The 26,006-nt window shown below is 66.1% G+C and carries 30 protein-coding genes; 20 read left to right on the top strand and 10 right to left on the bottom strand.

Translation table 11 applies throughout. The features are described 5' to 3' along the window. Positions 1–31: 31 nt before the first annotated feature. Both AC07UW_RS01940 and AC07UW_RS01935 read right to left on the bottom strand, forming a co-directional pair. Complete coding sequence (locus tag AC07UW_RS01940) at positions 32–913, bottom strand: SDR family NAD(P)-dependent oxidoreductase (protein ID WP_495211295.1); 882 nt, start codon at positions 911–913, stop codon at positions 32–34. Positions 914–992: 79 nt separating this feature from the next. Further along, complete coding sequence (locus tag AC07UW_RS01935; RefSeq protein ID WP_025874055.1) at positions 993–1,856, bottom strand: DMT family transporter; 864 nt, start codon at positions 1,854–1,856, stop codon at positions 993–995. Positions 1,857–1,989: 133 nt separating this feature from the next. Here AC07UW_RS01935 and AC07UW_RS01930 point away from each other — a divergent pair, with 133 nt between their 5' ends. Beyond that, positions 1,990–3,381 (top strand): aminotransferase-like domain-containing protein, encoded by a 1,392-nt coding sequence (locus AC07UW_RS01930; RefSeq protein WP_495211294.1) that lies wholly within the window; start codon positions 1,990–1,992, stop codon positions 3,379–3,381. 69 nt (positions 3,382–3,450) lie between these two features. Here AC07UW_RS01930 and AC07UW_RS01925 read toward each other — a convergent pair whose 3' ends face one another. Then, entirely contained in the window at positions 3,451–3,924 is a 474-nt protein-coding gene (locus AC07UW_RS01925) for a hypothetical protein (RefSeq protein ID WP_223494394.1), read from the bottom strand. 117 nt (positions 3,925–4,041) lie between these two features. Here AC07UW_RS01925 and AC07UW_RS01920 point away from each other — a divergent pair, with 117 nt between their 5' ends. Next, positions 4,042–4,725, top strand: a complete 684-nt coding sequence (locus AC07UW_RS01920; protein WP_495211293.1) for a class I SAM-dependent methyltransferase — start codon at positions 4,042–4,044, stop codon at positions 4,723–4,725. A gap of 15 nt (positions 4,726–4,740) precedes the next feature. On the opposite strand, the gene smqnr is transcribed toward AC07UW_RS01920, so the two are convergent. Further along, positions 4,741–5,388, bottom strand: coding sequence for a SmQnr family pentapeptide repeat protein (smqnr, locus tag AC07UW_RS01915; protein ID WP_495211292.1), 648 nt, complete (start codon positions 5,386–5,388; stop codon positions 4,741–4,743). A gap of 173 nt (positions 5,389–5,561) precedes the next feature. Between smqnr and AC07UW_RS01910 the strand changes: the two genes are divergently transcribed. Together AC07UW_RS01910 and AC07UW_RS01905 are read left to right on the top strand one after the other, a co-directional pair. Beyond that, entirely contained in the window at positions 5,562–6,335 is a 774-nt protein-coding gene (locus AC07UW_RS01910) for a DeoR/GlpR family DNA-binding transcription regulator (protein ID WP_223494391.1), read from the top strand. Positions 6,336–6,346: 11 nt separating this feature from the next. Next, on the top strand, positions 6,347–7,480 hold the full coding sequence (locus AC07UW_RS01905; RefSeq protein ID WP_495211291.1) for an MFS transporter: 1,134 nt from the start codon (positions 6,347–6,349) through the stop codon (positions 7,478–7,480). Positions 7,481–7,567: 87 nt separating this feature from the next. On the opposite strand, the gene AC07UW_RS01900 is transcribed toward AC07UW_RS01905, so the two are convergent. From AC07UW_RS01900 to AC07UW_RS01875, 6 genes are all read right to left on the bottom strand, one after another. Then, positions 7,568–8,704: an RICIN domain-containing protein gene (locus AC07UW_RS01900; protein WP_495211290.1), complete on the bottom strand. Its 1,137-nt coding sequence runs from the start codon at positions 8,702–8,704 to the stop codon at positions 7,568–7,570. A gap of 304 nt (positions 8,705–9,008) precedes the next feature. After that, complete coding sequence (locus AC07UW_RS01895) at positions 9,009–10,514, bottom strand: PepSY domain-containing protein (protein ID WP_495211289.1); 1,506 nt, start codon at positions 10,512–10,514, stop codon at positions 9,009–9,011. Positions 10,515–10,525: 11 nt separating this feature from the next. Continuing rightward, complete coding sequence (locus AC07UW_RS01890; RefSeq protein WP_495211288.1) at positions 10,526–12,664, bottom strand: TonB-dependent receptor; 2,139 nt, start codon at positions 12,662–12,664, stop codon at positions 10,526–10,528. Positions 12,665–12,792: 128 nt separating this feature from the next. Then, positions 12,793–13,182 carry a DUF2946 family protein gene (locus tag AC07UW_RS01885; RefSeq protein WP_495211287.1) on the bottom strand — a complete coding sequence of 130 codons (390 nt, stop codon included), beginning with the start codon at positions 13,180–13,182 and terminating at the stop codon, positions 12,793–12,795. 227 nt (positions 13,183–13,409) lie between these two features. Then, positions 13,410–13,664 (bottom strand): hypothetical protein, encoded by a 255-nt coding sequence (locus AC07UW_RS01880; RefSeq protein WP_089239227.1) that lies wholly within the window; start codon positions 13,662–13,664, stop codon positions 13,410–13,412. Positions 13,665–13,675: 11 nt separating this feature from the next. Then, a complete protein-coding gene (locus AC07UW_RS01875) occupies positions 13,676–13,900 on the bottom strand; it encodes a hypothetical protein (RefSeq protein WP_313248828.1) in 225 nt (74 codons plus the stop codon). Positions 13,901–14,387: 487 nt separating this feature from the next. Here AC07UW_RS01875 and AC07UW_RS01870 point away from each other — a divergent pair, with 487 nt between their 5' ends. From AC07UW_RS01870 to AC07UW_RS01795, 16 genes are all read left to right on the top strand, one after another. Further along, the gene (locus AC07UW_RS01870; protein ID WP_495211286.1) at positions 14,388–16,724 is read left to right on the top strand and encodes a VapE domain-containing protein; all 2,337 of its coding nucleotides are present in this window, start codon (positions 14,388–14,390) and stop codon (positions 16,722–16,724) included. Next, a complete protein-coding gene (locus AC07UW_RS01865) occupies positions 16,724–16,999 on the top strand; it encodes a DUF7696 family protein (protein WP_495211285.1) in 276 nt (91 codons plus the stop codon). The genes AC07UW_RS01870 and AC07UW_RS01865 overlap by 1 nt, the downstream gene beginning before the upstream one ends. Positions 17,000–17,071: 72 nt before the next feature. Then, positions 17,072–17,299, top strand: coding sequence for a hypothetical protein (locus tag AC07UW_RS01860; RefSeq protein WP_105163551.1), 228 nt, complete (start codon positions 17,072–17,074; stop codon positions 17,297–17,299). A gap of 41 nt (positions 17,300–17,340) precedes the next feature. Further along, entirely contained in the window at positions 17,341–17,877 is a 537-nt protein-coding gene (locus tag AC07UW_RS01855; RefSeq protein ID WP_495211284.1) for a hypothetical protein, read from the top strand. Positions 17,878–18,045: 168 nt separating this feature from the next. Next, a complete protein-coding gene (locus AC07UW_RS01850; protein WP_495211283.1) occupies positions 18,046–18,429 on the top strand; it encodes a hypothetical protein in 384 nt (127 codons plus the stop codon). A gap of 361 nt (positions 18,430–18,790) precedes the next feature. After that, entirely contained in the window at positions 18,791–19,219 is a 429-nt protein-coding gene (locus AC07UW_RS01845; protein ID WP_223494380.1) for a Mor transcription activator family protein, read from the top strand. Next, positions 19,216–19,566, top strand: coding sequence for a hypothetical protein (locus AC07UW_RS01840; RefSeq protein WP_223494379.1), 351 nt, complete (start codon positions 19,216–19,218; stop codon positions 19,564–19,566). The genes AC07UW_RS01845 and AC07UW_RS01840 overlap by 4 nt, the downstream gene beginning before the upstream one ends. Continuing rightward, entirely contained in the window at positions 19,563–20,048 is a 486-nt protein-coding gene (locus AC07UW_RS01835; protein ID WP_223494378.1) for a glycoside hydrolase family 24 protein, read from the top strand. Before AC07UW_RS01840 ends, AC07UW_RS01835 begins: the two co-directional genes overlap by 4 nt. After that, positions 20,048–20,422 carry a hypothetical protein gene (locus tag AC07UW_RS01830; RefSeq protein ID WP_495211282.1) on the top strand — a complete coding sequence of 125 codons (375 nt, stop codon included), beginning with the start codon at positions 20,048–20,050 and terminating at the stop codon, positions 20,420–20,422. The genes AC07UW_RS01835 and AC07UW_RS01830 overlap by 1 nt, the downstream gene beginning before the upstream one ends. Next, the gene (locus AC07UW_RS01825) at positions 20,364–20,675 is read left to right on the top strand and encodes a hypothetical protein (RefSeq protein ID WP_495211281.1); all 312 of its coding nucleotides are present in this window, start codon (positions 20,364–20,366) and stop codon (positions 20,673–20,675) included. The genes AC07UW_RS01830 and AC07UW_RS01825 overlap by 59 nt, the downstream gene beginning before the upstream one ends. A 119-nt stretch (positions 20,676–20,794) precedes the next feature. Then, a complete protein-coding gene (locus AC07UW_RS01820; RefSeq protein WP_495211280.1) occupies positions 20,795–21,349 on the top strand; it encodes a hypothetical protein in 555 nt (184 codons plus the stop codon). Next, positions 21,346–21,936 (top strand): phage baseplate assembly protein V, encoded by a 591-nt coding sequence (locus AC07UW_RS01815; RefSeq protein ID WP_495211279.1) that lies wholly within the window; start codon positions 21,346–21,348, stop codon positions 21,934–21,936. Before AC07UW_RS01820 ends, AC07UW_RS01815 begins: the two co-directional genes overlap by 4 nt. A 52-nt stretch (positions 21,937–21,988) precedes the next feature. Then, positions 21,989–22,327, top strand: a complete 339-nt coding sequence (locus AC07UW_RS01810; RefSeq protein ID WP_089239202.1) for a GPW/gp25 family protein — start codon at positions 21,989–21,991, stop codon at positions 22,325–22,327. A gap of 2 nt (positions 22,328–22,329) precedes the next feature. Then, positions 22,330–23,226: a baseplate assembly protein gene (locus AC07UW_RS01805; RefSeq protein WP_099842010.1), complete on the top strand. Its 897-nt coding sequence runs from the start codon at positions 22,330–22,332 to the stop codon at positions 23,224–23,226. Next, positions 23,219–23,998, top strand: coding sequence for a phage tail protein I (locus tag AC07UW_RS01800; RefSeq protein ID WP_317850491.1), 780 nt, complete (start codon positions 23,219–23,221; stop codon positions 23,996–23,998). Before AC07UW_RS01805 ends, AC07UW_RS01800 begins: the two co-directional genes overlap by 8 nt. Positions 23,999–24,005: 7 nt before the next feature. Further along, positions 24,006–26,006, top strand: coding sequence for a tail fiber domain-containing protein (locus tag AC07UW_RS01795; RefSeq protein WP_223494372.1), 2,001 nt, complete (start codon positions 24,006–24,008; stop codon positions 26,004–26,006).

The raw sequence follows: 26,006 nt of genomic DNA, 5'->3' as shown, positions 1-26,006 counted from the left end.
AGGCAGGTGGAGACCTGCCTAGGGTACGCGTTCAACCGCGCGCGTCGACACTCGGCCGTGCAATGACCGGCCACTGCAGGGCCACCGATTCGATGCTGTCCGCTGCGACCGCACGCAGGTCGCGCGGATAGGCCACGTGTTCGGCTTCCTGCAATCGCAATGCATGGAACTGGCCGTTGCTGGCCCGCAGGGTCCAGCCACCCTGCCGGCAGCGCGTGGAGGCAAGGAAGGCGACCCCGGGTGCCACTGCCTCTGGATGCAGTTCATCCGGTTCCCCGTCGATGCCCCACATGCGGGTCTTGGCCACCGGCGACACCGCGTTGACGACGATGCCGTGCTCGGCGCCTTCCAGGGCCAGCACATTGACCAGCCCCTGCGCAGCCAGCTTGGCCATTGCATAGCCGCACAGGCCGCGCTGCGCATACTGCGGGTACAGCGCGCGATCGGAGGTGGTCAGCACGATGCGGCCGCCGCCGGCAGCACGCATCGCAGGCCATGCCGCCTGTGCCAGCCACAGCGGTGTCTTCGCCGCCAGGCACAGCATGTGCTCCAGCGCATCGTCTTCCACCACTTCGATACCGGCGTAGGCCACCCAGCCGGCGTTGTGGATGATGAAGTCCAGGCGACCATGCCGCCGCAGGATGTCCTGCACGAGCGCGTGGCAACCGCTGCGCTGGTTGATGGGGCCGCTGGCGGCTTCGACCGGCAGGCCCTGGGCATGCAGTGCTGCCACCGCCTGGGCGATGCGCTGCGGATCGGTTCCCGTGCCGTCCGTTGCGGCGCCCACGTCATGCATCACCACGTGCGCGCCACGCTGGGCCAGCAGGCGGCTGTAGGCCAGGCCGAGGCCACCGGCGGCACCGGTTACCAGGCCCACCTGGCCTTCGAACGAGATACTGGAATTGGGTTTCATCGGCACAGCTTCAACCAAGCGCGCCGGCCCCGGCCAATACTGTTGGCGGCACGCCACGATACGCCCACGCTATCGCGCGTCATCGGCTGAAGCGGCGGGCACCGGCCACGCAGATCACCGCCGCCACGGTCACCAGCAGCATGCCGGCGCTGACGGTCTCGTGCAGCAGCAGCGCCGCCAGCGCCAGGCCGAAGAACGGCTGCAGCAGCTGCAGCTGGCCGACCGCCGCGATACCGCCCTGGGCCAGGCCGCGATACCAGAACAGGAAACCGACCAGCATGCTGAACACCGCCACGTACCCCAGCGCCCACCAGGCCGACGCGGCAACCGCCGTGAACGAGGACGGGCGCATCGCCACCATCAGCGGCAGCATCACCGGCAATGCCAGCAGCAGTGCCCAACTGATCACCTGCCAGCCACCCAGATGCCGGGCCAAGCGGCCGCCCTCGGCATAGCCGAGTCCGCACACCACGATCGCTGCCAGCATCAGCAGGTCGGCCTGCAGTGAGGCTTCGATGCCGTTGCGCGCGGCGTAGCCGACCACACAGGCGCTGCCCAGCAGCGAGAACACCCAGAACGCCGGGCGCGGCCGGTCGCCGCCGCGCAGGACGCCGAATACCGCCGTGCTCAGCGGCAACAGCCCCAGGAACACGATGGTGTGTGCCGAGGAGGCGTGGCGCAGGGCAAGCGCGGTCAGCAACGGGAAGCCCACCACCACGCCCAGGCTGACCAGCACCAGACCGGGCAGATCGCTTCTGACCGGGCGCGGCTGGCGCAATGCCAGCAGCAGCACCAGCCCCAGCAACGCGGCGATGCTGGCGCGCGCGGCGGTGACGAAGCTGGCGTCCAGCTCCATCACTGCCAGACGGGTGGCCGGCAACGAGCCGGCAAAGATCACCACACCGATGAAGCCATTGATCCACCCGCTTGCCGACCGTTCCACACCCTGCTCCAGAAATGCCGGGCAATGGCCGGCCGTGCCCGTCATTGGGCCACCGGGCACGGGCGATACACAGCTACAATCCAGTACAGTCACAAGTAACTGTACTGCCCACAATCCCCTTACAGTCACGCGCATGTCCCGACCGCCCAGCCGCATCGACAGCGTCATCCACGCCGTCCGCTCCCGCATCAGTTCGCGCCTGGATGGCCCGGGCAGCCGCCTGCCCTCGGTGCGCGCGCAGGCCACGGCGATGGGCGTTTCCGTGTCCACCGTGGTCGAGGCCTACGAACGTTTGGCCGCTGAAGGCGTGATCGCCGCGCGCGCCGGCTCCGGCTTCTACGTGGCTGGCCCGGCGGCACCACTGGCGCTGGCCGAAATGGAACCGCGGCTGGATCGCGCGGTGGACCCGCTGTGGGTATCACGGCAATCGCTGGAAACCCCGCCGGGACACCTCAAGCCTGGCTGCGGCTGGATGCCCAGCGACTGGCTGTACCACGATGGCCTGCGCCGCGGCCTGCGCCGCATGGCCCGCGCCGACTCCGCGCAGCTGGTGGACTATGCAGGACCGCTGGGCCTGCCGGCATTGCGGCAGACGCTGCAGCGACGCGCGGCCACGCTGGGCATCGACGCGTCGATGGAGCAGTTGCTGCTGGCCGAATCGGGGACGCACGCGGTCGACCTGATCTGCCGCTTCCTGCTGAAGCCCGGTGACTGCGTGCTGGTCGACGACCCGAGCTATTTCAACTACCACGCGATGTTGAAGGCCCATCAGGTGCAGGCCATCGGCATACCGTACACGCACACCGGGCCGGACCTGCAGGTGTTTGCCAGCGCGATGCAGGAACACGTGCCACGCCTGTACATCACCAACGCCGGGCTGCACAACCCGACCGGCGCGGTGCTGTCGGCGACCACGGCACACCGCCTGCTGGGCCTGGCCGAACACAGCGAACTGATCATCATCGAAGATGACATCTTCGCCGACTTCGAGCTGCGCCCGGCGCCGCGGCTGGCGGCGCTGGATGGATTGTCGCGGGTGATCCATGTCGGCAGTTTCTCCAAGACCATTTCCGCGGCATCGCGCTGCGGCTACATTGCCGCGCGCCCGGACTGGATCGAAGCACTGACCGATCTGAAGCTGGCCACCAGCTTCGGCGGTGGGCACCTGGCCGCGCACCTCATGCAGATCGCACTGACCGACAGTGGCTACCGCCGCCACATGCAGGCGGTGCGCACGCGCCTGGCCGATGCGCGCAAGCACACGCTGCGGCAGGTGCAGAAACTGGGCATCACGCCGTGGCTGCAACCCGAAGCAGGGCTGTTCCTGTGGTGCCAGCTGCCCGATGGTCGTGATGCATCGGCGGTGGCGCGGCAGTGCCTGCGCGAAGGCGTGGTGGTGGCGCCGGGCAATGCCTTCAGCCAGTCGCAGCGGGCTGCCGACTACGTGCGCTTCAATGTGTCGCAGTGCCAGGACCCGAAGATCTGGCAGGTGCTTGGGAAGGCGTTGCAGACGCGTACACGATGACTGGCGATTGACCGGCCTGTATCGCCTGGAAGCAGACGGGATGAAACCCTCGCTCTGGAAAGCCCGGGCTCAATGGGCGAGGTAGGTCTCTGCCGGGATGTCCAGAAGCTCCGGACCCGAAAGCGCGGCGCCCTGCAGATCGGCGCCGGTATTCAAAGCGTTGTCGATCGCGTTGAGCGACGAACTGCGCTGGCAGATCGCCCGGAACGCGGCGCGTGGCCCTTCGTGGTACATGACGAGGGCGCGCTGGAGACCGGCAGCGAATACAGGCTCACGGTCGAGCGGCAGTTCATGCAGGTCGCCCTGTGCGTCGGAGGCGGTGAAGGTACCGGGCAGTTGCACACCCAGTTCCATATGACCGATCAGGGCCATGGCGAAGGCTTCAGGCAACCACACCAGCAGGCGGCGCATCTGCCAGTGTTCGCTGCCGAGCGCGAGCAGCGCCCGCTCGGCCTGCTCCTCATCCACGCCCTCCCGTCCCAGCATTGTCAGCGCCAGTTCGAAGGCTTCCGTCGATGGCATCGCGGGGCTGCGAGGGTCCATTCCCGATCTCTTCAATGCATGCAGGCGCAGACCTTAAGCAAAGGCGGGCCACTGTGCAATCGACACTTGCCGAGCACGGTAAAGTGGATGTTCGCCATTGCCGCAGGAATCCTTCCGATGTCCTTCTCCGATCCCCACGCCGTGGCCCGCTACGCGGAGGGCCCGCTGCGGCAGGTACCCGGTTTCCTCGGACTTCAGCAGATGAGCCACCTGCTGCTGGCCGAACACGTACCCGATGATGGCCAGGTGCTGGTGCTCGGCGCAGGCGGCGGTCTGGAACTCAAGGCCTTCGCAGAAGCGCACCCGCAATGGCGGATGCTCGGCGTCGATCCTGCCGCGCCAATGCTCGCGCTGGCCGAACAGACCCTGGGGCCGTTGATGGCCCAGGTGACGCTGCTGGAAGGCTACATCGACGATGCCCCGCGCACCGTCTTCGACGGCGCCACCTGCCTGCTGACCCTGCACTTCCTCACCGTTGAACAGCGCCTGCACACCCTGCGCGAACTGCGGCAACGGCTGCGGCCGGGTTCTCCGCTGGTGGTGGCCCACCACAGCGTGCCGCAGGACGCAGACGGCAAGCATCGCTGGCTGCAGCGCTACGCCGCGTTCGCCGAGGCTTCCGGCATTCCACGTGCCGATACACAGCGCGCGATCGAGGCGATCGCCGAGCGCCTGCCGCTGCTCTCACCCGAACAGGAAGTGGCGCTGCTGCAGGAGGCCGGCTTCGAGAACGTGGAACTGTTCTACGCCGGCTTCAGCTTCAAGGGCTGGGTGGCACATGCGCCGGCCACACCGGTATAGCGCCGCGACGCACGCTCATGGCACCACGGTGATGCCGATCCGCTGCATCAGCAGCGCGACCTGCTGCACATCGAGCGTGGCGCCACGCAGGTTGGTGCTGCGCAGGTCCAGTTCGCCCAGTTCGGAGTTGGTCAGGTCGCAATCGGTGAAGTTGGCGGAATTCCAGTCGACGCCATCGAACTGGCCGCCGGACAGGTCCGACCCTGCAAAACTGGCGCCGCTCACGTTGGCACCGTCCCAGCGGTTCTCCCACAGCTCGCACTTCTCCAGCGTCACCCGCGAGAAGTTGGCATAGCGCAGGTTGCTCTTCTTGATGAAGGCACTGCAGAACCAGCTGCGCGTGGTGATCTGGTTCATGAAACTGGCGTGGCTGAAATCGGCCCCCTGTGCGCGGCACTCGCTGATTTCCAGCCCCAGCGCCTTGATGAAGTTGAAGTTGCACATGCTGATGTCGCACTGGCGGAAGCTGGCTTCCTTCAACGTGGCACCACTGAAACGGCACCCGGTGCGCGTGTCGGCATCGTAGAAACCGCAGTTCACGAACTCGGTGGCGGTGAGGTCAGCGCCGGAGAAATCGCATTCGAGGAACTGCTGGTCGACCACCTTCTGGCCGGTGAACTGATCGGCGCCGATGCGCAGCTTGTGGTGAACAGTGGAGGACATGCAGGGTTCCGTGCCGGGTGCCTTGCCATGATGCCGCGCTGGAAAGGCGATGGGCAGGACGCGCTCGCGTGGGATTCACCGGCGCTGCAGCCGGAGTGTGTACATCCCACCCGTACGCGCCACCGCCAATACCCGATCTTGCACGTTGATGCATGATTGTGCACACTTCAGGTATGACCTCCGACCCGACACTCCCCGCCGAACGTACCCAGTTGATCCTGCAGGAGCTGCGCCAGCAAGGACGCGTGGTCGCCGCCGAACTGGCCCGCCGTTACGCGGTTTCCGAAGATTCGATCCGCCGGGATCTGCGTGAACTGGCTGCCCAGGGCCTGTGCCAGCGCGTCTATGGGGGAGCGGTGCTGCCAGCCCCGAAGGCCGTGCCACTGCGCGAACGGATGACCCAGGACCGCACCGGCAAGGACGAGCTGGCCGCCCGTGTCTGTACGCTGCTGCAGCCCGGCCAGGTCCTGCTGATCGATGCCGGCTCGACCAACTTGGCTATTGCCCAGCAATTGCCGGGCGCGCTGGGGCTGACGGTGATCACCAACGCGCCGCAGATCGCCACCGCCGCAGCGTGGCAGGAGGGCACCACCGTACAGCTGATCGGTGGGCGACTGGCTGCCGGCGGCGGCGCGGTTGGCGCCGAGGCGCTGGCCCAGGTGCAGCGCCTGCGCGCGGATGTCTATCTGCCCGGCCCCTGCGCCGTGGACGTGGACACCGGCGTGTGGGCGATGGACGCCGAGGAGGCCACGCTCAAGCGCGCGATGGTCGCCTGCAGCAGCCGCATCATCGTCGCCGCCACCACCGAAAAACTGGGCGCGCGCGGCAACTGGCAGATCGCAAGCCTGGACGACATCGACGACCTGGTACTGACCACGTCGGCACCACCTGCGCTGGCCGCCCGTTTCCGTGCCGCCGGCATCGCCGTACATCCGACACCTCCCTGACCGCATCGCCCATGTCCCTCGCCAACCGCGCACGTGCCGAACAGCACACGACCCGCGCTGCATTCTTCATTCCCGGCTTCGCCACCGCGCTGTGGGCCACGCTGGTGCCCTTCGCCAAGACGCGCACCGATATCAACGACGCCACGCTGGGTCTGGTGCTGCTGTGCCTGGGCGCGGGCTCGCTGCTGGCCATGCCGTTGTCGGGCCTGTTCGCCGCACGGCTGGGCTGCCGCCGGGTGATGGTCGCCACCACGCTGATCATCTGCGCATCGGTGCCCGGCCTGGCTCTGGCCGACTCGGCGTGGTTGCTGGGCCTGGTGCTGTTCGTCTTCGGTGCCGGCGTAGGCGCGATGGATTGCACGATGAACGTACAGGCCGTTGTGGTGGAACGCGAAGCGCAGCGGGTCATGATGTCCGGCTTCCACGCGTTCTTCAGCATCGGCGGATTCCTCGGCGCAGCGACGATGACCCTGTTGCTGAGCGCGCGCATGGCGCCCATCGCGGCCGTGCTGCTCGGCATATTGATGATGGGTGTGGTCGCGCTGCTGTCGGCGCGTCACTGGCGTGGCGAGCGCGTCGCACACAATGCACCACTGCTGGCCTGGCCGCGCGGCATCGTCATGTTCATCGGCGTGCTTGCCTTCATCGCGTTCCTGGCCGAGGGCGCGATGCTGGACTGGAGCGCGGTATTCCTCACCGACATACGCCAGGTCGATGCCAGCCATGCCGGCATCGGCTACGTGACCTTCACCCTGACCATGACCGTGGCCCGCCTGTTCGGCGACAGCCTGGTGGAACGCATCGGCCGGCAGAAGGCGATCGTGGCCGGTGCGCTGCTGGCCTGCGCCGGCGTGCTGGTGCTCACCCTGGTCACGCCGTGGCAGGTGTCGTTGGTCGGCCATGTGCTGGTCGGCCTGGGCTGCGCCAACATCGCACCGGCGCTGTTCTCGCTGGCTGGCAGCCAGCACCGGATGCCGCAGGCGATCGCCATCACCGCCGTGTCCACCCTCGGCTTTGCCGGCATTCTTGCTGGCCCGGCGCTGATCGGTTTCGCCGCCAATCATTTCGGCCTCATCGCCGCCTTTGTCGGTGTGGCGATGGCGCTGTTGCTGGTGGCAGTGTCGACGCGCTGGCTGCGGATGTAGAACTGCATGGCAGGCCGTTGACCTGTCCCTGCAAAGAACCGTGCGCGCGAAGGCGCACGGTTCCACAACACTGCATCAGGCGAAAACTCAGTAGGAGGAGAATTCCCAGCGCTGGTTCTCTGTGCCCTGGCACATCCACATGTGCACCTTCGAGCCGTTGGTATTGCCCATGCCCGGGTCATCCAGGCACATGTTGGTCTGCGGGTTGCGGATCTCGCCTATCAGTCGCCAGGACTGGTGCGCGCCACCATTGCACGACCACATGCGGATCGGATTTCCATCATGGCTCGCACCATCCGCTGCTTCCAGGCACTTCCCGCCCAACCCACGGATCGACCCGTCCGCGCCCAGCTCGAAGCGCTGCTGCGGCACGCCCGTGCAATCCCACAACTGCACGCGGGTGCCATCTGCAGGATTTGCACCTTCAACATCCAGGCACTTGCCACCGACACCAACAATCGAGCCGTTGGCGGGGTTGAACTCCCACTTCTGGTTGCTGGTAAGCGCATTACTGTACAGCTGGATCTTGGTGCCGTTGGCGCTGGACGCACCAATGGCATCCAGCACCTTGTTGGCCACACCGACGATGGACGTGTTGGAGAAATTCCACGACTGGTTCCAGTCACCATGCGCGTCATAGAGCTGGATCCGGCTTCCGTTGCTGGTGCCATAGCCCACGATATCGAGCACGCGATTGCTGGGCACTCCCGTGATGGTCGAGGTATTGGGCTTCACCGTCCAAAGCTGTTGTGCGGTGCCCGGCGTGCAATCCCACACCTGGATGGCGGTACCTGGCGCGGTGTTGGCGCCCTCGGCATCCAGGCACTTGTTGCCCATGCCGCGGATCTCACCAAAGGTGGGAATGTTGCGCAGGTTGACCGGCGCCGACACCGACCCTTGCGTGAACTGACCATCGCCACTGAACGTCGCCGTGATCGAAGCGGTAGTGAAGCCTGCCGGCACTGTGTAGTTGATCGCCACCTTGGCCGGACGGCCGTAGGCGTACTTGTGCGTACAGGCCTGGACGTCACGGATGGCAGCCCAGCACCCCTTGTCCAGGTCGGAAACCGTACCGAGGAACGGCGTGTTGACGGTACTGACCTGCACCTTGCCCACCGCTTGGCCATTGACCTTGAATTCGACGAAGCCGCCGATCTGCTCATTGCCTGGAATGTGATACAGCCCGAGTGCTTGGCCATCGACCTGCGCAGACAACTGGATCACCTGCCCCGGTGCCGGCAGCGCATTGGAAACAGACGCTGTCGTTGTGGTTGGAAAGCTGTACAGGCGCGGCAACGATTTGGCCTGAACGCTTGAAGACGCCGCTGCAATTCCAATTGCGAGAACACCCATCGAAACGTAATTCATCCTTGCTCCATTTACGTTGGTGGAAATCCTATCCAGGGACTACCGTTGCACCCTTGCAAGCATTGAGCCCCTGCACTTCCCTGGCCATCGACATCGGGCCGCAGCCTTCATGGCCAGGAACTCCCGATAGTCTCATACGCGCCAGGCCAACGTCAGGGTGCTACGGCCGCCGACGCCGCACCTTCATCCGCAGACGCCGGTAACCGATCACCGCAGCGGTGGTACACAGTGCCGTGCCAGCCACGCTCAGCAACAGCAGCGCGCCCAGCCGCGTGTTCTGCTGACGCAGCGCGGCAGGCAGGTCCCAGCTGTGCAGGAAAGAGAACAGCCAGCGCCCGACCCGCTCGCGATGCCCCATCGTCAACAGCGGATCACCGGTCGCCAGATCGATGTAAACGCGCGTGGCCTCGGCATCGCCGAACCACGCCACCGCCACCGGGAAGCGCCGCACAGCCGCACCGTTCATGGCCTCCGGCGCGCGCGTATAGAAGTACGCATCCGGCGCATGCCGGATCGTGAAACCCTGCATCGGCGCAGCGGACATCGCCTGCACCTTCTGCTTCAGCCATGCCTCCGGCAGCAGCCGTGCGACACGCAGGCGCCCTTCGACGGCCGACACGATGCGGGTATCGCCCTGCCCGTCCAGCAGCACGGCGAACAGTTCGCCACCGATACGTCGCCACTGGATCTCCACCGGCACGAAGCCAACGTCCGTCGATGCAGCCAGCAGCCGGCCGGGCTCGGCCAGTGCGCCCTCCACCGTCACCACGCCACCTCGATAGTGCGCGGTGTCGATCACCACGCCCGTGCTGCTGAACACCCGAAGCGGGTTCATCGACATCAATCCACTGAAGATCCAGGTGAACACGAATGCACTCGCCATCAAGCCGATCAGGTGATGCCAGCGCATCCACGGCTCCTGGTACGGCGTCTTCGACCCGGACCGGTACTGCCCGCGAAACCGCCAGCGCCAGATGCCGACCACGATCCCGCTGATTGCGGCCACCGTGCACAGCGCCGACAGCACGATCACCGTCCAGGTCCATACCGGGTCCACCGACTGCACGCGCAGGAAGTACAGCCAGTGCAACCACGCACCCACATAGTTCCAGCGCTGCTGCAGGCGCGGTGCATCCAGCACGACTTCGCCGGTATGCGAGGACACGTAGACATCACCGGGCTGTGCGCCGCCGACGCCGACGCGGTACAGCGGTCGATGCGGATCCAGCGCGCGCGAATGCGTCCAGCGGTCTTCGTCCAGCGGCATGGCGCCAACGAAGGCAGGGCCGCCGGCGAACTGCGCGGCGGAAACCTCGGCCAACTGCGCCGATACCGGCGGCAATGCCTGTCCGGTAAGAACCGACCACGCGCCCACGTTCGCGCCGGAGCGCACCACGTAGGCGGGCTCGCCACGCAGCGTCGTCAACACGACCCGCTCAGGCGCCTGTCGCACCACTTCCGGCAGCACGGAAAGTGCCTGCCAACCGCGCGCGTCGGCCAATGCGGGCAGCGTGGCCAACCGCTCCGCTGGCGTCAGCTTCGGGTAGCCGACGAACAGCATCACCATGCCGCTGACGAACCACAGCAACATCAGCAGGCACCCGCCGATGCCCAGCCAGCGATGCGTCAGGTAGGTCCAGCGCCTGGCGGTGGATCGCAACGACATGGCGTGCGTCCTCAGAAGCGATGGTCGAGGCTGAACTCGACGCGCCGGTCCGCGCCCAGCAGCCACTGCGTACTGGTGTAGTACGCCGTGGCGTAGTACGCCTTGTCGAACACGTTGAACACGCGCGCGGTCAGCCGTGTGCGCGGCGCGGCCTGCCAGGTCAGGGCCAGATCGGTGGTGGCGTAACCCGGAAGCTGCAGCGTGTTGGCGTTGTCGGCATATCGCTTGCCCACGTAGCGCACGCCACTGGCCACGCTCCAATCAGGCAGGAACTGCCAGCTCAACCAGACGTTGGCCAAACGTTCGGCCACGTTCGGCGGCACGTTGCCATCACGCGACACGATCACCGCCGGCGTGCCGGTGGCTTCCAGGAAATCCTCGAACCCGGCCTTTAGCACGGTCGCGTTGGCATCCAGCGACCACTGCGGCGCGAAGCTCCAGTTCAACGAAGCTTCGATTCCCTTTGAGGTCTGTGCCCCCACCTGCACGCGACGGTCGGGCTGCAACGGATCACGGCTGAGCAGGCCGGTCTTGCGGATGCGATAGGCCGCCAGCGTCCACTCGCCTCCGTCGAAGGCCTGCTTCATGCCGATCTCGATCTGCTTGCCCTTGGCCAGATCGAACTCGCCGTTGGCCGGGCTGATCATCAGCAGACCACTGACCGGGTCGGCCGCCTGCGAGTACTGCGCGTAGAGGGTCAACGAAGGCTGCACCGCGAAGACCGTGCCCGCGCGCCAGCCGGTGCTGTTGTAGGTCCTGGAGAACGCACGCTCGCCACTGATCAGGTCGTTGCGGTCGATCGTGGCACGGTCGTGGCGCAAGCCAGCGAGCACCGACCAGCGCTCGCTCAGTTCCAGCCGGTCTTCCACGAACAACGCGACCTGTTCGGCGCTGTTGCGGTAGCGCGGCAGGTTGGGGGCATCGCTGCTGAACCCACCGGGCACCGGGTTGAAAGGATCCACCGGCCCCGAGCTGCCCGCATAGGTGTTGTTGGTGTGCTTGAAATGCGCACGGTTGGCATCGAAGCCGACGGCGAAACTGTTCGGCTGACCACCTGCATTGCCCAGCAGGCGCAGCGTGGACGTCAGTCCGGTCTGGTCCTGGTTGTGGGTGATCTGGGTGTTGCCAGAGCGGTCGATCAGGCCCGTGCGCCCGTTGTAGACATAGGCCTCGGCATTGCGCCAGTCGCGCTGGCTGTCGATCTGGTAGACGCGTGTGCGCCACTCCACGTTCCCGTTCGGCGTCCAGGCCGCATCGAGCTGGGTCCAGCGGTCGCGGAAACGGATTACGCTGTCGGCCACGTTGTAGTTCTCGTGGCGCAGCGCATCCAGCTGCCGCCCATCGATCAACGGCGTACCGAAGTAGCGCATCGGCTGCTGGTAGCCCTGCGCATGGGTCAGCGTGAACTGCATGTCCGACCTTGGCTGCCACAACAGGGCGCCGGAGAACGTCGCATCGTTGTTGCGGCCGCGGTCGACCCACCCGCTGCTGTAGTTGCCGCTCACATCCAGCCGGTAGGCCAACTCGGGCGTAAGTGCGCCACCGCTGCCGAAGCCCAGACGCGCAGTGTCCTCACTGCCCAGGGTCACGCCGACCTCATTCTCGATGGCACCGCGCGAAGGCTTCTTCGGCACGATATTGACCACGCCGCCGATGGCGCCATCGCCGTGGATGACCGAGGCCGGCCCGCGCAGCACCTCGATGCGCTCGATAGACCAGGTATCAAACGGAAAGGTGATGCCCACACCACCATACTGGCGCAGGCCGTCGTACAGGCGCATCACCGAAGCGCCATCGGTGAAGCCACGGCTGGACAGCGCACTCAGGCCGTTGCCCGGATGGGGGATGGCACTGATCGCGCCGGCGCGGGTGATCGCGTCGTTGAGATTGGAATCACCGCGCTGTTCCAGCTGCTCGCGTGAAATCACCGTGAGGCTGGCCGGCGTCTGCAGCACGCTCAGCCCGAGCGCCGAACCGGTATTGGCGGTGGAGGACAGCGAACCGCTGCGGGTATCGACCACGCGGACGGTATCCAGGGTTGTCGGAAGTACCGCATCGTCGGCAAGGGCGGGCACGGTGTGCAGCAAGGACACACACAGCGCAGGCAGCGCGGTCCTGCGCAGGCGCGCGGAGTTGGGGTTTGTTTTCATTTGTTCACGGCATGCAAGGCCACCCCGCAATGCAGGGCAGCTCAAGGAGTTCGGGAAACGCGCACGCGGTAGTGCCAGGCCAGGCCTGGCAGCTCGGGATAATCAATCCAAGGGCGTGCGGGCAGGGCTTAGACGGCCATCAAGGCCGGTGGCCCCCGCGCTCCCAATGTACCGCTGATCCGCTGCGGCAATGCCCACACCGAACCGCGCAGCGCACGGCAGACCGGTGCCATCAGCGCCAACAGCAGCAGCGCCGCCACCAACAACGTGATCAGCCTGGCGGCGATCAGGCAGTAATCGCAGTCCACACCCATTTCATGTTCGGCATGTGGATCAGCGGGCGGCTTCTGTGCGGCCTCGCCGTGCTCCATCGCCATCGCGTGATGGTCGTGGTGCCCTTCCATCGCGTGCTGGGTATGTGCGGCGTGGTCCATGGCCGCCACCGGTGCGGCAGTCGCAACGACGTGCCCATGCACCAGCCAGCGGCTCACAAGCGGGGCGAACAGCACCAACAGCATGGCAAGCCATGCCAGGGTCTGGAACCGGTGGTGGAGAACAGAGCGGCGCACCCGGCCATTCTACGAGCCCGGGGCCAACCTTGGACCATGTTCAGGGTTGCCACCCCGGTCCTGCGACATCGTGTCGCAGGCAGTTCCATGCCGATCCTTGTCAGGTGCCGATATCGCCGGAAAGGGACGGAAGGGCGCCTGGTGTGACCGGCCCCTTCCGTCCCCTGGCGGCAACGCTAGAACCGTGCCGGTTGCTGCACAGCGCGTTCCAGGAACATGACGCCCGCCTGCAGGCTGTTGCGGGCGTTCTCCAACCAGCGCTCCGGATCGGCTACCGCGAATCGCTCCTGTGCATCCACATCCCCGGAGTCAGCCAGGTCGGCCAACTGCAGATGGATGTGGTGCTCCACCAGGCTCATCAGTACGGCGAGCTCGGCCGATACCCCGGCGATGCGTTCGGTGAAGCCAGCGTCGTTGCTGTTCAGAGACATGTCCCCTGTTCCTATGCGTTGCGGTGTTGATGGATGGCTTCGAAACGCTCGGCGCACGCAGGCCCACAGAACAGTCTGGCCGGATCGTTTTCGAAGTCTTCGCTGCAGTCCGGGTTGTGGCACTCCCCAGTAGGTTTAAGAGAGGCAACGTTGCCGGCCCGCACTGCGTGCTGGGCCAAGGCGCGTTGCAGGTGGCGCGCTTCCAGTTCCTGCGCTTCGTCGATGGTGTCCGTCATGCCAGTCGTATTTTATCGGGGGGTGGTCGCACCGATTGAGAACGTCGCGACCGTCGTGCGCGGTATCGGCACGGCATCGGACATGCCTACTTCATCGGGTTCGTTTTCAAACATGCGGACTCCTTGTGCATGGCGCCCGGGTCGGGCGTTGAGAGAGGGCGAAGGGCCGTATCGAACGGCACCGGCATCATCGGAAAATGCGTTCTCGCCGGCTGCGACGCATCGTCGCGATGAGGACGATCTGCGACCGTCATCGCAGATCCCTCGCTGACAAGGACGCCATACGAGACCGGGGATGCAAGGTGTCAAAAGGTGTTGCAAAAACAAGCCCGCTCCGACACCATGATGACGTCACCACCTTCCATCACCCACTGGCCGCGTTGCGCCGGACAGCCGCCGCATGTCCCGCGAACAGCGGGCAGCACACAGCACGTTGGCCGCAACCGGCCGCTGTGAACCGAACCACGCTTCAAGGGGACCCCGCCGAATGCAGACACCGCACCCAGTGCAGGACATCGTTCCCGCATTCCTGCAGGCCATGCACGCACACGGCATCGTGCCTGATGCGCGTGGCCGAGATGCACTCAATGCGGACGGCACGCTGGTGCGTTTTCACGTCGAGGGGGATCGCCGCGGCACGCGCAATGGCTGGGCCGTGCTGTTCGGCGACAACGTGCCCGCCGGCGAGTTCGGCAGCTGGCGTACCGGCCTGCGCCAAGGGTGGTGCGCGAAGTCGCCGACCTCCCTGACCGCCGCCGAACAACGTGCGATCCGGCAGCGCCAGGATGCCGCCCGCGCGGAGCGGGAAAGACAGCAGCGCGAGCGCGAGGACGCGGCGGCCAAGGCGGCCAATGTCCTGTGGAACCGTGCAGTGCCTGCCGATGCCAGCCACCCGTATCTTGTGCGCAAGGGCATCCAGGCGCACGGGCTGCGCGTAGCGGCGTGGCCGGTGCGCAACAGCGATGGTCTGGTGTTCCGGCACATCGACAACGCACTGCTGGTCCCGGTGACCAATACCGCGGGCCGAATCGTCTCGCTGCAGGCGATCTTTCCACGCATGGACCTGGCGCTCGGTCGCGACAAGGACTTCCTGGCGGGCGGCCGCAAACAAGGCTGCTTCCATGTGATCGGCAAGCCGCTGTCCGGCCAGACCATCGCCATCGCCGAGGGCTACGCCACGGCGGAATCCATCCATCAGGCGACCGGTTGGTGCGTGGTGGTGGCCTGGGACGCAGGCAATCTCGCCTCGGTCGCACGCGCATGGCGCACCGCCATGCCAGACGCAAGCCTGGTGATCTGCGCCGACAACGACCAATGGACCCGGCAACCGCTGGAAAACCCCGGCGTCACCCAGGCAACGCATGCCGCTGCGGACATCGATGCACGCGTGGTATGGCCGGAGTTCGCCGTTCTGCACGACGAGGATGACCGCCCCACCGACTTCAACGACCTGCATCTGCGCGAAGGCCTGGAGGCATTGCGTGCGCAGCTGATGCCCGCCCCTGCCGCCACCGCCGATGAAGCGGCCACGGAAGATGAGGTGCCAGCAGTGGCCGCCGCGCGCTATCTGGTGCCTGGCAACCTCTCCGCCTTCGACACCTTCACCCCGTTCCCCGACTGCAGCGCGCGTGGCCGGCCGTTGCCGACCGCGCGCAACCTGGCCGAACTGTGCCGGCGCACCGGCGTGATCGTGCGCTACAACGTCATCCGCAAGGATCTGGAGATCCTCGTCCCCGGCCTGCAGACCACCGTGGACAACGCCAAGGAGGTCGCCGCCGGCGAAGTGATGGACTGCATGCACCGCGCCGGCATGGCCGTCGCCAGCTTCGAGACAAACCTGTGCCAGGTGGCCGAGGCCAATCCGTACAACCCGGTCGCCAGCTGGATCACCTCACGGCCATGGGATGGACAATCACGCCTGCAGGCGTTCTTCGACACGGTGCAGGAAGCCCAGCCCACACGCATGGCCGATGGCCGCGTGCTGAAGGAGATCCTGATGCGACGCTGGTTGATCTCCGGCGTTGCCGCCGCATTCGAGCCCGATGGCATGGTCGCCCGCGGCGTACTGACCTTCGTGTCGAAGCAGAACCTGGGCAAGACACGCTGGGCGCGGCAGCTGGCACCGGCCGAGCTGCAGCTGATCGCCGACGGCGTGGTGCTCGACCCCGCCAACAAGGACAGCGTCAAGCAGGTCATTTCCAAGTGGATCGTCGAGCTGGGCGAGGTCGATGCCACGTTCCGCCGCACCGATATCGCCGCCTTGAAGTCATTCATCTCCCGCAGCCATGATGAAATCCGGCGGCCCTACGCGCGCACCGAGTCGCGCTATGCGCGGCGCACGATCCTGTTTGCCAGTGTCAACGACGAACGCTTCCTGCGCGATGCCACCGGCAATACGCGCTGGTGGACCGTGCACGCAGTGGCGCTGGGCGAGCCTGCCCGGATCGACATGCAGCAGGTCTGGGCCGAAGCGCATGCGCTCTATTGCAACGGCGAAACCTGGCATCTGGCGAGTGATGAGCTGGACGCGCTGAACGCCACCAACAGCGAACACGAACCGATCTCGCCGATCGCCGAGCTGATCGACCGTCACTTCGACTGGTCGCTGCCTGCCGAGCAGCGGAGCGTGCCTTATCGCGCCACCGAGATCGCCATTGCCGTGGGCATCGACAAGCCCAACCGCCGGGACGTCAACGAGGCGGCAGCCTACGTGGTCAAGCGCCATGACGTACGCACCAGGCTGATCGGCAAGGAACGGGCGAAAGTGTGGCTGATGCCACCGCGCAGCCGCAGCGTTGCCGAGCACGCCGCCGGGCCGTTCTGATGCCCCGGACCCACGACGGACGTGATGTCGGCAGCGCCAGCGCCGACTGGCGCCTGGACTGCGAGGCACGACACCTGCTGGGGCTGGACGGCTACCACTGCGTCGATGCGCGCGGACGCAGGATGAAGATAGGGCCTCGCCGGCACCGCCAGCAGTACCTTCAGGGCGTGCAGGCAGCACGTGGCCTTGCCGAGCGCGATCGGCTGGCAGCGGCTGCGCTGCGGATATGGGACGCTGCGGCCCCTGTGCCCCCAGCAATGGATGGCAGTAGATGAAAGGTGTTGACTGGAAGGGACTTCAAAGGCAAGATATGGGTAACGGCCACGCCACCTTCCAGGAGCCCAGCCATGCCTCGCGCCCGCCTGCACGCCTTCGAAGGCGAACAGCTGACCGTGCAGCAGATCCATCAACGCGTACCGGTTCTATCGCAACGGACCATCCGCGACCACCTCGCCGCCGGCCGCCGCACGTCCACGGCCATGCTGTGCTTCGACCCGATCGCCGCCGCAGCACGCGGCGGCCGCATCACCCAGCGCATCCTGCGCGCCCGCAGCACCACCGGCAGCGATTGCTGACTGCTGCCGCGCCTGCGCATTCCCCAAGGAGTACTTACCGCATGATCCCCGCCTCGCTCGACAGCAGCCAGCGCATGATCGCCGACACGTTGGCCGCATTCCGCTGCGGTTCCGCCTTTGGCAGCGTGCCGCTGCGATCCGCCCCGTTGACGCGGCCACCGCTCTACATCGGCATCGCCGGTGGCAAGGGCGTGGGCAAGGACACCCTCGCCAACGGCCTGGCCTCCGCGCTGGCCCTGCGCTGCGACACCTTTGCGGCCCCGGCGCGGCCAAGTGCCAGCGCCGGATGTCGTCGCGAGCATGTCCATCCGGAGCTGTGGGTGCGCTCGTTGTTCTCCCGCCTGCCCGAAGGCGGTCTGGTTCCCGATGTCCATTCCGCTGACGAGGCCCGCGCCATCTGCCGCCAGGGCGGCATTGTGATCCGCATCACCCGCCCCGGCCACGACAGCGTGGACCTGCATGCCAGCGGCCAGCCGCTGCCCGCCGCGCTGATCGATTTCGAGCTGCACAACGACCGCAGCGCGGCCGATCTGGTGCGCACGGCACTGGACCAGTTGATGTGCCGTGGCGTGATCTGAACGGCCTGCCGGAACCGCCGCCGTGCGACGGGCCGGTCCGTTGCTTTCTTCATCCATAAAGCAGGTTCCGGCCCATCATCGGCGAAAATGATGTAAGGTCGTCCCCCATCAATGACGGCACCTGCCGTCACCCTGCATCCCCAACCGCTTTCGCAAAGAGGAAATGTCATGGAGGTCGAACAGTTCACGTCGACACGCCAGAAGGCCATCGCGTTGTTCAAGTCGCAGCCCAAGGGTGGCAAGGACATCGTGAGTCTGGATGCGATCTTCATTTCGCTGTGCTCGCTGGCCAGCGCCCAGCCCAAGGCTACTGCCGCCAAGCAGGCACGTACCACCGCCCGCCCCGGCAACCAGCAGCCCCCCGCTCCGTGGTTCATCGAGACGCTGGCCGCGCTCAAGGGCAAGGGCGAGTCGATCACCGTGGCGCGCTTCCTGATGTTCGCCAACCGTTTCCCGGTCAAGCGCATGGACCAGGTCAATGCAGCCCGCTGGCTGCGTGATGCCGGCTACATTCCGCGCAAGACCGGCGGCAACCTGGTGTTCGACCTTTGACCCAGCACCACCTGCAGTCCTGAAGCCCCGGCATCGTCCGGGGCTTTTTCGTTTCAGGCACCCAAGCGCCCGGCAAGAGCATCAACACCATGGCCGTCCTCACCTTGTACCTGCCGTCCCCTATTGCCCTGTCTCCGTTTCCAGCAGGTGAGGACAAGGAGTACGGGAGAACCAGCGAAACCACAGGCAAGGCCGGATGGCGTGACAGGGCCGCATCGCAAACCTGCGCATGCAGGTACTCGCCGGTCCTCGCGCACGCATCTGAATGCCTTCAGTCGCAAGCGCCGAAAGTAGATGAAAGGTGTTGACGTGATCGACGGGATGGCAACAGTGGATACCAATGCCACTGACCAACCTTGCCATGAACGCCCTGCCCGACAGCATCCAGACCCTTGCCGAGGTCATCGGCGAATCCGCAGCCCTCACGCTGGTGCGTGCATGGCCGCCGACCACCTCCAGCACCACCGGACGCCACCGCGTCATCGTCTACGTACCCTCCACCCTGCCCGATCAGCATCGACTGATCGACATTCTTGGCCTGGAGATGGCCCAGCGCCTGGTCGCGCACTTCGGCGGTGAGTTGCTGTTCCTGGCGTCCTGCTTCGCCGCCAGTGCACATGAGCGCCGCGAGCAGATCGCCCGGGCGGTAGCCAGCGGCATGCCCCGCGAGCACGTCGCGCAGGAGTTCGGTGTATCGCAGACCACCATCAAGCGCGCCGTGCGCGGTGCCCGCTCCACCCCGGTCCCGGCCGTCCATCCTGCACTGCTGAAGGGATACGCACGCGCATGAACGAGAGCGAGCTGCTGGCCGGCGTGCCGGACTGGGCCAAGTACCTGGGCGGCACGTCCGGGGTATTGATTGCAGTCTCGTTGTGGCTGCGGCAATGGTTGTCGTCGGCCAAGGTCGACCGCACCGCCGATGAAGCCACCAGCAACACCCTGCGCACCCTGCAGGAACAGCTGGCTGCGGAACGCACACGCGCAGATGGGCTGATGCACGAGCGCGAAGCCATGGCCCAGGAGATCGGCCAGCTGCGTGGTGAAGTCAGCGCCCTGCGCGCACAGATCGCCCAGCAGAGCGTGCAGATCGATGCGCTGCTGGACCTGGTGCGTAAACGGTCGGGAGCAGCCGCATGACCGCCGCCGCAGCGAGCGCCCTCGGCGGCGCCAACGTGGCCGCGTTCCTGGACATGCTGGCCGTATCCGAAGGCACCGACATTCCCGGCCAGCGCTCCCGCAATCGTGGCTACGACGTGATCGTCGGCGGCCAGCTGTTCAACGACCATCGCGACCATCCACGCGTACTGGTGTCGCTGCCGCGCTACGGCATCAAGTCCAGCGCCGCCGGCCGCTACCAGTTCCTGCGCAGCACCTGGGACGACCTGCGTGCACGCCTGGACCTGCCGGACTTCGGCCCGGTATCGCAGGACCGCGCCGCAGTAGCGCTGCTCAAGCAATGCGGTGCCTACGATCTGATCCGCCTGGGCCGATTCGATGCTGCTGTCGCCGCCGCCCGGCGCATCTGGGCGTCGCTGCCGGGCGCCGGCTACGGGCAGAAGGAGCATGCGCTGGAAACGCTGCGCGCCTCCTATCGCGCCGCTGGCGGGCTCCTGCAGTGATGCCGATACCGCTGAGGCTGCGCATCGTGCTGCTGGGCCTGGTTGCCAGCCACGCGTGCTGCGCCTGGCTGGGCTGGGAGATGCGCGACCGCAACGCGGGTCTCGCCGCCATGCGCGTACAGGCCGCGCAGGAGACCGGTCGTGCCGACACCGCGCTCGTCGCGCGCCAGCAGGACCAGACCAACGCACAGGCCGGTGCACAGGCTGAATCACAGCACTTGGCCTTGCAGTCCGTGCGCACCCAGCAGTTCACCACCCTGCAACAGGACATCGACACCCATGCCAAGAACCCTGGCCGCGACCGCGGCGATGCTGATGCTGAGTTCGTGCGCATCTGGCGCGAAGCCAACGCCGGCCACCCTCTTCGTCCCTGATCTCAGCATCGCACCGGCACAACTGCGCGCGCCGCAGGAACTGCCCGATCTGCAGGCTGCCGACGACGACGCGCTGCTGCGCAACCACGTCGCCGTGGCGCGCCAGTACCACGAACTGGCCGACCAGATGCGCGCTCTGCTGTGCAGCCTCGGCAGCCAGCACGGCTTCATCATCAATGGTGCACCACCGCTGACGCCTGCCGGCTGCATCCCCGCGGGCAACACCAGACATCGCGGCCCACACGAGCACTGAGCGGGCCAGTCACGGCCACGCGTGCAATGCCCCGCGCCCGGGGCAATGGCAACACTGCTTGCAGAAAGCGCGTGCTGCGGCCAGTCGCGTTCTTCCTTCCATTCATCGCATGAGCTGACATGGCAACCGATACCCCTTCCTCCACCCTCGACGCGCTGCACGCCGCCATCGAAGCGGCGATCCGAGCACGCTTTGCGGACTTCGCCACCGTCGAGTTCTATCGCGACGCCAACAGTGGTGCGCCGCCCACGCCCGCCTGCCTGCTGGCGATGAACCGCTGTGATCGCGGCAAGGACAGCGATGATGGCAGCGGCCAACTGCAGGCCGTGCTGCGCTTTGAAGCACGCATCTCCGTGCAGTCCGCGGCAGCCGATTCTGCCCTGCAGCTGCGCCGGATCGCTGTAAACCTCGCCACCTGGCTGCATCAGCTCGGCCGCTTTCCGGGTGCGCCCAGTGGCGCGATCGAGGTAATCGCAGCGCTGCCCGAGGATGCCGCAGCGGCGCAGCCCGACCTGCGCACGTGGATCGTGGAATGGTCAGTGCCCCTCGCGCTGGGCGGCATTGCCTGGGAGGACGGCGATGGCGTGGTACCGCACGCGTCCTACAGCTTCGCACCGGAGATCGGCCGGGCCCATGAGCGGCGCTACCAGCCACTCGCGGAGGACACACCATGAGCGCCGAACACGCCCGGCTGATCGGCAACCTGTTGATGATCGGCGTCGTGCGCGAACTTGATGAAGCCGGCGGCCGCGTGCGCGTCGATGCTGACGGCATGCTCACCGATTGGATTCCCTGGCTGGAACGCCGTGCGGGACCAGGCGTGCGCAGCTGGTGCGCACCGGAGCCCGGCGAACAGGTGGTGCTGGCATGCCCGTATGGCGACCCCGGCCAGGCCCTGGTGCTCGGCAGCCTGTACCAGGATCGCTTTCCCGCACCGGCCGACACACGCCAGCTGCAGCGCACGCAGTACGCCGACGGCAGCCTCGTCGAGTACGACCGCGAAACCACCACGCTGACCATCACCGTTGGCAGCGGCAAGGTCATCGTCAACTGCGCAAACGCGGAAGTGCATGCCAGCGAATCGGTGTTGCTCGACACGCCGGCGCTCAAGGCCACCGGCGATCTGGACGTCACCGGTGCGATCACAGCGGGCAAGGACATCAGCACATCGGCCGACGTCAAAGCCGGCGCCATCAGCCTGAAGTCGCACAAACACACCGCCCAGGGCCCGACCGCACCCACCACGCCTGCACAGCAGTGATGGGCCATCGCTGCAATGCCCTGAAAACCCGTACTCCACGACGATAGAGACCATGCGAGGAATCGACGCCAACACCGGCAAATCCCTGGATGGGCTGGCCCATCTGCACCAGTCCGTGCGTGACGTTCTCACCACACCCCTTGGCTCCCGCGTCCTGCGTCGCGAGTACGGCTCGCGCATCTTCGAACTGATCGATGCGCCGACCAACCGCTCCCTGCGCATGGACCTGATCGCGGCCACCGTCGACGCACTCGCGCGATGGGAACCGCGTCTCCACGTCGAGAACGTCGACGTCTCCCTCCCCGCCCCCGGCGTGATGATCCTGGCAGTGACCGGGATTCACCTGCCGGATGGCGAGGCCATCACCATCGAAGGAATCGAGGTTCGCTAACCGTGGCATCCGGCTCGTTCACCAGTGTCAATCTCTCCCAGCTGCCAGCCCCGGCGGTCATCGAAGTGCTCGATTTCGAAGCCATGTTCGATGAGTCGCTGACGGCATTGCAGGCCCTGGACCCCACGTTCGACGCGCTGCTGCCGTCGGACCCCGCCTTCAAGATTCTCGAAGTCTGCACCTACCTGCGCCTGCTCGATCGACAGCGCGTCAACGATGCCGCGCGCGGTGTCATGCTCGCCTATGCGGTGGGCAGCGACCTGGATCAGCTGGCGGCAATCTTCGGCATCACACGCCTGGTGCTCGATCCGGGCAAGCCACAGGAAGGCATCCTTCCCCGCTACGAGAACGACGAGGACTTCCGTCGCCGCATCCAGCTCGGGCCGGAAGGCTTCAGCGTGGCAGGACCGGAAGGTGCCTATGTGTTCCATGCGCTGAGCGCGGATCCGCGCGTGCTGGACGCCAGCGCTACCAGCAGCACGCCTGGTGAAGTAGTGGTATCGGTGCTGTCGCGTGAAGCCGACGGCACCGCCACCCAGGGCTTGCTCGACGTGGTGGAGGCGAAGCTGAGCGCGGATGACGTGCGCCCGTTGACCGATCACGTGCTGGTAAAACCGGCGACAGTCATCAAGTACGCTGTCGCCGCTACGCTGTACACCTTCGCTGGACCCGACTCGCAGGTCGTGCTGGCCGAAGCGCGCACACGCCTGGACCGCTACATCGTCGAATCGCATCGGCTTGGCCGCGACGTGACCCGCTCCGGGCTGTTCGCTGCACTGCATGCCGAAGGCGTACAGCGCGTGGTGATCGACAGCCCCGCCGCGGACGTGGTGGTGGACCGCACCCAGGCCACGTACTGCACCGCCGTCACGCTGGCGCATGGTGGCAACGATGAGTGAGGCCACCACGCGCCTGGTCAATGCGCGTCTGCGTGGCGCGGTTGATGGGAAGAACCAGGTATTCCGCCATCCCGGCGGCATGCTGGCAACGGTGCAGGCCGTGTATCTCACGGATGCGCAGGGACGCCGGCGCCTGAACGACGCTTCCGTCAGCGGTAGCGCGGTCACGCTCGCAACCGCACCTTCCCCTGGCGGGATCATCGACGGCGACGCACAGGTCCGCGTGCCGGCCTCAGCCAACCTGCTGCCGCCCAATGCCACCCAGGCCGAGCGTGCATTGTCGCAGGCGATCATTGCCCGCCCGCTGCCGGTGGACATCACCGCCCTGTGGGACGCCGATCGCTGCCCGGCCGCGTTGCTGCCCTGGCTGGCATGGGCGCTCTCGGTGGACGAATGGAAGGCGTACTGGCCCGAACCGGTCAAACGCGCCCGCGTGCGTGCGGCGATCGCCATCCAGCGCCGCAAGGGCACGGCGGGCAGCGTCCGCGATGTGGTTGCTGCGTTCGGTGGTTCTGTACTGATCCGCGAGTGGTGGCAGCTGCAACCGAAGGGACCACCGCACACCTTCGAAGCGGTGATGACCATCGCCAACCAGGGCGGCACGTCGGCCACCGCCATGTTCGTCGACGACGTCATCGGCGAGATCACCCGCACCAAGCCGGTGCGATCGCACTTCACCTTCACCCAGGGCATGCAGGCCGACGCAGCAATCGGCGCGCTTGCAGCCGCACACGCCACGGCCTTCCGCCGCATCCAACTGATCGGAGAGTAAACCCCGCATGCGATTGAAAATCACCGACGCCGGCTTCGCCAAGCTGGTCAATCCGCCGAACACCGGCACCAATGCCGTTCTGATCACCCAGATCGGCCTGACATCCACGGCATTCGCACCTTCGGGCGACCTGACCGCGCTGCCAGGCGAGATCAAACGGGTCGCGACCTTCGGCGGCCAGGCCGTGGGCGATGACACGCTGCACGTGACCATCCGCGACGACAGTGCCACCGCCTATTCGCTGCGCGGATTCGGCCTGTACCTGGCTGACGGCACGCTGTTCGCCACTTACGGCCAGACCGATCCGATCCTGGAAAAATCGGCTGCGTCGATGCTGCTGCTGGCCACTGATGCGCGTTTCACCGACGTGGACATCACGCAGATCCAGTTCGGCAACGCCGAGTTCATCTACCCGCCGGCCACCACCGAGGTGCTGGGTGTGGTCGAGCTGGCCACCAACACCGAAGCGGAAGACGCGGCTGACACCCAGCGCGCGGTGACTCCGCGCGGCCTGCGTGCATTCACCGACAAGCGCTTTGGTGCTGCCGCGCCCACTGCACTGGCCAGGACCTTGCTGTCTGCCGTAACCACGGCCGCCGCACGCACCGCGTTGGAGCTGAAGGGTGCCGCACTGAAGGACACTGGCCATGGCAACGGCTTGGATGCCGATACCCTGGATGGCAAGCACGCATCCGCGTTCGCCCTGGCGGGTGACTTCGCTACTGTCGGCCACAAGCATGTCATCGCGGATGTGACCGGGCTGCAGGGAGTGTTGGATGCCAAGGCGTCGAAAGGCGCGAACACCTTCACCGACCAGCAGTTTGTTGCGGGCACCTATCCGCTGGTGGGCTTTGGTGCCCAGGGCGCGGAGCAATCGTTCATCGGTGGCTGGGGCAACGCAGGCCTGTGGCGGGTGTGGAGCACTGATCGCGCGGCCAGCAGCGAAATCACCATCAAGCACGGCGATACGCCACGCTGGAACGGCTCGGCGATGTGGCATGCCGGCAACTTTGCGCCGGACACCAAAATGGACAAGACCGGAGGTACGTTCACTGGCCACGTCGCAGTGAACGGAAACTCGCTGCGCTCGTATGGCTGGAACGGCGTCGCCAACGATGGCGTGCTAGTGCTGGGTGATACCAGTTCGTACATCTTCAAGAATGGCTCCAACTTCACGTTCGCCAATTCGGCGGGTGGCTATACCACCACGCTCAATGCCGGTGGCTCGATCTGGACGAGCGGTAACTTCGACCCGGCGGCGAAGGTGAATAAGGGTGGCGATACGATGACTGGCGGCCTGTCAATCAGCCTCGCCGGAGCGCAGATGCCAACTGGCTATTTGTACCGATCATCGGACGGTCGATTCAGCGTCCGCGCAGCTACGGACAGCGGTTCGGTTGGTAGCTTCTACGCCTTCACGGCGTCCGGAATGTTCGAAGCTCTGAACGGCGGCGGCTCCTTCGCGGGTACTGTTTCCTCGCAGGTGAACCCAGGTGCGTCGAGTGCGTTTATCGCCAACTGCTCAACACTCGGATCGCAGCAGGGCGCATATGCCGTGTACCAGTCGGGTGTACGCCAATGGCAACTTGGGATTGAAAGCGACCGCTCCTTCAAGATCTGGTCGTACAACGACGATGGGACGTACCTCACCGACGCTATTGTTCTGTCGCGAAACGGGTCGTTGCGTACAACTGGAGGTTTCGATTTTGGTTCGTCGCGGAAACTGAAGAGCATCGACGGCCCCGTGCCCTACGGTCTTGCTGCCGTCGAGCGCATGGAACTGGCTGCCGGCCACTACAAGCCCGAATACAACAACGACGGTCGTCGTCGCCTGTTCTTCGTTGCCGAGCAGCTGGCCGAGCTGGTGCCCGAAGCCGTCGACCTGAAAGGCGTTGAATTCAATGGCGAACGCGTCGCCTCGATCAAGCTCGACCAGCTGCTTCCGGTCATGGCCAAAGCCATCCAGGAACTGGCAGCCGAGGTCCGCGCGCTGAAGGCGGAGCGCTGA

Source organism: Stenotrophomonas sp. GW821-FHT02D01 (assembly GCF_059421765.1).
The sequence above is the reverse complement of the archived record's forward strand: the minus strand, read 5'-3'. Positions and strand labels throughout refer to the sequence as shown.